The 6983-nt window shown below is 57.9% G+C and carries 7 protein-coding genes and 1 pseudogene; 5 read left to right on the top strand and 3 right to left on the bottom strand.

Annotation, left to right across the window (positions count from 1 at the left end; genetic code table 11):
* The 3 genes and pseudogenes from AC1DX0_RS28050 to AC1DX0_RS28040 form a co-directional block, all read right to left on the bottom strand.
* Nucleotides 1-349, bottom strand: a pseudogene (locus AC1DX0_RS28050) (alkylated DNA repair protein); the annotation flags it as partial.
* A gap of 49 nt (nucleotides 350-398) precedes the next feature.
* Complete coding sequence (locus tag AC1DX0_RS28045) at nucleotides 399-1292, bottom strand: SDR family oxidoreductase (protein WP_477223779.1); 894 nt, start codon at nucleotides 1290-1292, stop codon at nucleotides 399-401.
* Nucleotides 1293-1653: 361 nt separating this feature from the next.
* Nucleotides 1654-2808, bottom strand: a complete 1155-nt coding sequence (locus AC1DX0_RS28040; RefSeq protein WP_477223778.1) for a zinc-dependent alcohol dehydrogenase — start codon at nucleotides 2806-2808, stop codon at nucleotides 1654-1656.
* A gap of 47 nt (nucleotides 2809-2855) precedes the next feature.
* Between AC1DX0_RS28040 and AC1DX0_RS28035 the strand changes: the two genes are divergently transcribed.
* The 5 genes from AC1DX0_RS28035 (at nucleotide 2856) to xth (ending at nucleotide 6961) form a co-directional block, all read left to right on the top strand.
* Nucleotides 2856-3908, top strand: a complete 1053-nt coding sequence (locus tag AC1DX0_RS28035) for a DUF4142 domain-containing protein (RefSeq protein WP_477223777.1) — start codon at nucleotides 2856-2858, stop codon at nucleotides 3906-3908.
* Between the two features lie 21 nt (nucleotides 3909-3929).
* Complete coding sequence (locus AC1DX0_RS28030) at nucleotides 3930-4526, top strand: hypothetical protein (RefSeq protein WP_477223776.1); 597 nt, start codon at nucleotides 3930-3932, stop codon at nucleotides 4524-4526.
* A gap of 624 nt (nucleotides 4527-5150) precedes the next feature.
* A complete protein-coding gene (locus tag AC1DX0_RS28025; RefSeq protein WP_477357642.1) occupies nucleotides 5151-5786 on the top strand; it encodes a DUF3606 domain-containing protein in 636 nt (211 codons plus the stop codon).
* A 108-nt stretch (nucleotides 5787-5894) separates the two neighbouring features.
* Nucleotides 5895-6170 carry a SemiSWEET family sugar transporter gene (locus tag AC1DX0_RS28020; RefSeq protein WP_477223773.1) on the top strand — a complete coding sequence of 92 codons (276 nt, stop codon included), beginning with the start codon at nucleotides 5895-5897 and terminating at the stop codon, nucleotides 6168-6170.
* A complete protein-coding gene (gene xth / locus AC1DX0_RS28015) occupies nucleotides 6167-6961 on the top strand; it encodes an exodeoxyribonuclease III (RefSeq protein WP_477223772.1) in 795 nt (264 codons plus the stop codon). The genes AC1DX0_RS28020 and xth overlap by 4 nt, the downstream gene beginning before the upstream one ends.
* The last annotated feature ends 22 nt before the right edge of the window (nucleotides 6962-6983 follow it).

The following is a 6983-nucleotide window of genomic DNA, read 5'->3' as shown; positions in this document are numbered from 1 at the left end:
GAGACACTCCACCGATCAGCGCATTTKCCAGATCGGCGGCGCGCCATCTGCCGATACCGTCAACAGGATCAGGGGAAATGTTGGGCGGCCTGAAAGTGCCGAACGGCGACCCAAGCGCCATGCCACCTCCCAGTTGTAGTCGATCTGACTGTCCGGGGGTAGCGTGGCAGGAGGCGCAGTCCCCCGCCGCGAAGACCAGCTTGCCGCGGCCCACATCCCCTTTCACTTCGAATCGCGGATCGTCTGGCGAGAACGGCGGGTGAGCCGAGGTCACCAAGAACGCGGCGATCGCAGCAGCCGCTGCAGGCAGGAGAATGGCGACAGCAACTTTGTATGCAATGCGCCCCATGGCGTCCTTAAAGCTCAATGTCTCTATATGGAATCACGCAAATATAGGGTCACGCGACACCCTTGCCGCCAGTGACGCCATAAACTTCGCCATTTATGAAACTGGCTTCCCGCGAGGCCAGCAGCACATAGACGGGCGCTAGCTCGACCGGCTGTCCAGGGCGGCCGAAATCGCTGTCCTCACCGAAATGCTTGACCTTTTCATCTGGCTGACCGCCGCTTGGCTGCAGCACTGTCCAGACCGGCCCGGGAGCCACGACATTGGCCCGAATGCCCCGCTTGATCAATTGCTTGGCGAGCGCCTTGGTATAAGCGACAATGCCGGCTTTGGTGGTGGCATAGTCGAGCAGGATCGCCGAAGGCTCGTAGGCCTGGATCGATGCCGTGGTGATGATGGAGGCGCCGGCAGGGAGATGCGGCGCGGCTGCTTGAGCGATCCAATGAAGAGCGTACAGATTCGTTTTCATAGTCTTGTCGAAGTCGTCTGTCGTCAACTCATCAATGCTCTCGCGATATTGCTGCCTCCCGGCATTGATCACAAGCAGATCGAGGCCACCGAGGGCGGAGACAGCTTTGTCTACCAAACCCCGACACCAAGCCTCGTCTTTGATGTCGCCAGGCAGCGCCAGCGCCTTGCTGCCCGCGGCTTCGATAAGGTCGATGACCTCCTTGGCATCCGCCTCCTCTTCCGCGAGGTAAGAAATGGCTACATCCGCTCCTTCCCGCGCAAAGGCTATAGCGACGGCCCTCCCTATCCCGGAATCGCCCCCTGTCACGAGCGCCTTGCGCCCAGCTAGCTTACCAGAGCCCCGATAGCTTTCCTCGCCGTGATCCGGCACCGGATCCATATTTCCGGCAAGGCCAGGAGTGGGCTGCGGCTGTTTTGGAAAAGGCGGCGCCGGATACTCCTGACGCGGATCCCGAAGTAATGCACGATCATTCACCGTGAAGCCTCCATATCCTCGTTGACCTTGCCGCAACGCGAGGAGAAACCCTTTGTTCCGCTGAGAGTCTGGTTAGAAAAACAGTCGCCGCGCAGCAGAAGTCATCTCCCGCCCAATAGTTGCGTCGGCCTCGGAACGCGACAAAGCCGCAAAGGTTGACATCAGCTGGCGTGGCATCAGTTCGGTTCGGTCTACTGCGCAAAGGAACACACAAAGTTTCTGCATGTCGTAACATGGCAGGAAGCTTCACCTCGGGCGGTTCGCACCCATGCAAGATGGAATTCCCCGCCGCAGCCCTCAACGTTGCGCAATCAAAGTAAGTTTCCATCGATGAAGGCGATTGCCGGGCGGGTGATTGAGCCTACGGTTTGATGACGACCTTGATGCAGCCATCCTTCTTGTCGCGGAAGGTCTTGTAAGCCTCCGGTCCTTCTTCGAGCCCAATACGGTGGGTAATCAGAAAGGACGGGTCGATTTTTCCGTCCTCAATGAGCTTCATCAACGGCTCCAAATAGCGCTGGACATGTGTTTGGCCCGTTTTCATTGTCAGCCCTTTGCCGACGAACATTCCCATGGGCACAGTAACGCTTCCAACGAACACCCCCGGCAACGAGACAGTGCCGCCCGGTCGGCAGGCCATCAGCGCCTGTTGCAGCGCATAAGGCCTCTCCATCGCCGTAAGGTCCGTTTGCAAGGTCTCCATGACGCCACCGGGGCCGTGGCTCTCCATGCCGACCGCTTCGATGACAGAATCCGGCCCTTTACCGCCCGTCATACCTAGGATCTGCTTTTGCAGATCTTCGTCGTCATATCTCAGCGTTTCCGCTCCCGACGCTTGCGCAAGCGCCAGCCGTTCGGGGACGATGTCCAGCGCGATGACCCGGCCCGCGCCTAGGAGAAAGGCTGACTTGATTGCGAACTGGCCAACTGGCCCGCAGCCGAAGACCAGCACTGTATCACCGGGTTGAATGTTGCAGTTTTCCGCCGCCTGATACCCGGTGGGAAAAATATCGGAGAGAAACAGTACCTGCTCGTCTGTCAGGCCATCTGGCACCTTGATAGGGCCAACGTCGGCATAGGGTACGCGCAAGAATTCTGCCTGGCCACCCGCGAAGCCGCCATACATGTGCGAATAACCGAACAGCCCAGCAGTTGGATACCCCATCTGCTCGGCTTGCTTGGCGCCGGCTGGATTCGACCTCTCGCAGAGCGAAAACAGCTGCCACTTGCACATCCGGCACTCGCCACAGGCGATCGTGAACGGCACCACGACGCGCTCGCCCATCCTGAACTTGGAGTGACCCTTCCCGACTTCAACGACCTCGCCCATTGTCTCGTGCCCAAGCACGTCATGGGCGTGCATTTCTGGGACAAATCCTCCCATCAGATGAAGGTCTGACCCGCAGATCGCACACGCCGTAACCTTGATGATAATATCGCGGTCGTCCTCAATGATCGGGTCATCCACCTGCTCGCAACGTATGTCACTTTTGCCGTGCCAGGTGAGCGCCTTCATCGTCATTCTCCGTCGGTTGTGCCTTCGCTAACCTGCCGCTCGACAAAATGTTCCTGATCCAGCGCCATCCTTCACTCGGTTCGAATATCCACACCGCAACCGGTGAAAGCGTCCGCTACAGACGCGACCAGTCCCCAAGTCAGCCTGTGAGGGGGCTGATTCGACACCGAGAAGGCCTCATACGCTCCATCGCGACCATCGGGTTCTTCCTCGTCAATTCGGGCGCCGAATTGATGTCGCCTGCTCCAGTGCGTGTGAACGCCGACAGCGCCAAATCATGTGATCGCGTTCGCATCGTCTGGGAACAAACCCGCCGCAAGCAGGTTTGGGTTCATCACTCTCAACTGAGGAATAACATCATGAGAAACAGTCTTCGCCTGGCGTCGCTATCGCTGGCAACGTCGATGATATTTGCTTGGCCAGCGCTCGCTGTCGAGACCGCCCAGGAGTTCGTCACCAAGGCCACGATCGGCGGAATGTTCGAAGTCCAGTCAAGCAAGGCCGCCCAAGACAAGCTGCAGGACCAAGGGCTCAAAGACTTTGCCCAGAAGATGATCTCCGATCATGGCGCCGCCAATGCTAAGCTTGAGAGCATCGCCGGTGAACAGAAGCTGAAGGTGCCTGCCGACCTCGATGCTGCACACAAGAGCGATGTCGACAAGCTGCAGGCGGGTACGGCGCCAGTAGACGCATCGTATGCGGAAATGCAGAAAGCGGCTCATGCCGACGCGGTCGGCCTGTTCGAGGCTTACGCCAAGGACGGCGACAACGCCGCCCTTAAATCCTTTGCGGCTGACACGCTGCCCACACTCAAGATGCATCAGGACATGATTCAGAAGGTTGCAACCACGGCGCCTGCTTCTGACGGCAGCACACCGGCTGTCACCAGCGGCGCCAGCAATCCGGCAGCTCCAGTTCCCGGCGCCAACAGTTTTACCGAAGCCCAGGCCAAGAGCGCGATCGAAAAGGCTGGTTATGCCGACGTCTCTGGCCTGACAAAGGATGACAACGGCATCTGGCGCGGAACGGCGAGCAAGGACGGCAAGTCGACGCCGATCGCGCTCGATTACCAAGGCAACGTTGTTGCCGGCACCAAGTGATCAGAAAGCGAGGAGATTCAGATGAAAACCGTAACCGGACTGTTCGACAATTATGACGATGCCAATGATGCCGTAGGCGAACTCGTGGCCACCGGCGTCCCGCGCGATGACATCAGCATTGTGGCCAACAATGCGGCCGGCTGGCACAAGGACGAGGAGACCGAAGCCAGCGAGGATGCGGCCACAGGCGCTGGCGTGGGCGCCGTCATTGGCGGCGCCGGCGGCCTGGCAACAGGCCTCGGCCTGATGGCCATTCCTGGGGTGGGACCTGTGGTTGCAGCCGGGTGGCTGGCGGCCACTGCTGTCGGCGCTGTTGGCGGAGCTGTGGTCGGTGGTGCAGCCGGGGGCATCATCGGCGCCATGACAAACGCTGGCGTCCCTGAAAACGACGCCCATGTCTATGCCGAAGGCGTTCGTCGCGGTGGGACAATGGTCACGGCCAAGGTCGACGATAATCTTGCGCCGAATGCCGAACAAATCCTCAAGCAATATAATTCGGTCGACGTCGCTGGCAGACGCAATGAATACGAGGCTGGCGGCTGGACCGGTTTCGACCCGGACGCCGACGACTACAGCGCAGAAGACCTACAGCGGGATAGACGTGGACGCGATCTTTGATGCGACACTCGCAAGGCGGCCAAGGCCGCCTTGCTCCTCTCAGACCGCTCATCAGCAGGAGCGGGAATTTACGCGCCGAAAGCGGCTGCAAACACGCCGCCGGGCCATCTCGGCAGATTTTGAAGACAGGCGCCCAGACAATCGAAACCGCGCTTCTTAACGTTCGTTGCTGTTCGGTGGCTGGGCGGGTTCAATTCAATGAGCATAAACAAGTCGAACGATTCAAGTCGTGTCGTAATGCCAAGAGTTTGAGATCGACCATCCTATACAGGTCGGATCGATAACACCGAGCCAGGCACGCAGGCTTCTTCAAAAGGACGGCGACGACTGGCCCAACTCAAGCGGGAAGCTGAAGCATTGAACCCGAAGATTGACGAGATTTAACGTGTTGCAACCGCGTCAGTCCAACCCCGTCGATAAGATGGAAAATCGCCTTCGCCTCGCCCCGTTGTAGCGTCTGGATATGTCTGTCAGGCTCGACGAGGTTTTGCAGATGTACGTCGCACTTCCACGTCTCGACAAATGGTGGCCCCAAGGACCCGGCGAATTTCATACCATACCGGCCTCACGAATTCGGGATGCAAGTCAACGTCAGAAAATTTGCCAGCCCACCAATGAGATCAGTTGAAACAAATCGTCTCGAATGACGTTTCGGTCGATCGCTTTGTGTGGAGGAACGAAATGACTGATGATAAGAGCAAACGAGACTTTCGCGACCGCGATCGTGTATCGGCTGACGAGGACTACGAGGTCGAATATTTCGCCAGCAAGACAGGCATCACCCCTCAGCAAGTGAGGGAACTCATTGCAAAGCACGGCAACAGCCGTGAGACACTGGAAAGGGAAGCACAGGCGCTGAGAGGCCGAGCCYGAGGTAGGTGTTTGAACTGGCCAGTCCCTGTTCTGGCAACCCAAGCGGCTGGTTGCGGCGCGTGTCTGGCATCGCGATCCCGAAATTGGCTTTGTGAGGGATCCTCGCCTCGCGGCCTTCCTTTTGTTAATTTTTTCTATTGGGACTTTCGCTACACTCTCGGGGCGGGGGGCAAGTTGATGGAAAGCTTTCGGGTCGAATTGATGAACGGAAAAAAGGTCGTGCGAAGCCTTTCAGTCGCCGCTCAAAGCCATGTGCATGCGGTGGTAAAGACCATCCCTAAGCAAATGATGCCCGGGAAAACAACCGGAAAACCGTGGATTAGGGTGAGACCTGCTGCGGGGGGAAAAACCAGCGTGTTTCACGTTATTGAACAGGCGGAAAAGTAACCGGACCGCAGTCCCGGAATGGTCTGCACCAGGCGGGAAGCTCGGTAGCCTGCTTGCGCCACAGCTGGCACGGATGTCCGAAGACCCAGCTTCATTAGGGCGGCACGCATGAACGCGGTCACGCTTATAGGTTACCTCGCAACTGTCTGCTCCATGACCAGCTTTACACCGCAGGCTTGGAAGATCATCAAAACCCGAGACACAGGCGGGATCTCCGCACCGATGTATGGAATCACGGTTTTGGGTTTTGCCCTGTGGTTGGCTTTTGGCATGATGAAGCTGGAATGGCCCATAATCATAACCAACGGCGTCTGCCTTTTGCTGTCAGCCTTTATCATTAACGCGCCATCCAGAACGCAACAGGGCAATAAGAGGTCCGCATGACCCGTATTGCAACTTTCAATGTAAACGGCGTCAACGGTCGGCTGCCAGTACTACTCAGATGGCTGGATGAAGCCAAGTGCGACATCGTTTGCCTTCAGGAACTCAAAACATCTGACGAAAAGTTTCCGTTGGATGCGATCAGCAACGCTGGATACGGCGCTATCTGGCACGGCCAGAAGTCCTATAACGGCGTTGCAATCCTTGCCCGCGGGACGGATCCCGTAGAACGCCGACGCGGTTTGCCTGGCGATCCCGACGATACGCACAGCCGCTACATCGAGGCCGACGTAAATGGACTTGTGATCGGCTGTCTCTACCTGCCTAATGGCAATCCAGCGCCAGGTCCCAAGTTCGATTATAAGCTCGGCTGGTTTGAAAGGCTTGTCAGCTACGGTCAGTCTTTGCTTGAAGCCGGCAGGCCAACCGTGCTCTGCGGCGATTACAATGTGGTTCCGACCGCACTCGATGCGGTCCTGCCGAGGCGATGGATCGGCGACGCGGTGTACTTCCCCGAAAGCAGGGACGCCTACAGTCGGATGCTTGCTGAAGGATGGATCGATGCCGTTCGTCACACTCATCCAGAGAGCGCCATCTATACCTACTGGAACTTCTCCTATCGAGGCGGATACGACCGGAGTTCAGGACTTCGAATGGACCATCTCCTGGTGAGCCCTTCCCTCTCTCCCCATTTGTGCAGTGCCGGCGTTGATGTGGAGACACGCGGATGGGAGAAACCAAGCGATCACGCGCCCGCCTGGATCGAGATCGATGAGCAGAAAGCCCCAATCTGAACGTGTGCGCAATGCTATATGG

It is taken from the genome of Mesorhizobium sp. P3_A9 (assembly GCF_056402975.1).
Note: the sequence above shows the minus strand (reverse complement) of the source record. Positions and strands in the feature narration are given on the sequence as shown.

Excerpts from the sequence above, each read along its gene's own strand:
- xth (WP_477223772.1), top strand. The coding sequence starts at position 6,167 with ATGACCCGTATTGCAACTTTCAATGTAAACGGCGTCAACGGTCGGCTG.
- AC1DX0_RS28040 (WP_477223778.1), bottom strand. The coding sequence starts at position 2,808 with ATGAAGGCGCTCACCTGGCACGGCAAAAGTGACATACGTTGCGAGCAG.
- AC1DX0_RS28030 (WP_477223776.1), top strand. The coding sequence starts at position 3,930 with ATGAAAACCGTAACCGGACTGTTCGACAATTATGACGATGCCAATGAT.
- AC1DX0_RS28035 (WP_477223777.1), top strand. The coding sequence starts at position 2,856 with ATGTTCCTGATCCAGCGCCATCCTTCACTCGGTTCGAATATCCACACC.
- AC1DX0_RS28020 (WP_477223773.1), top strand. The coding sequence starts at position 5,895 with ATGAACGCGGTCACGCTTATAGGTTACCTCGCAACTGTCTGCTCCATG.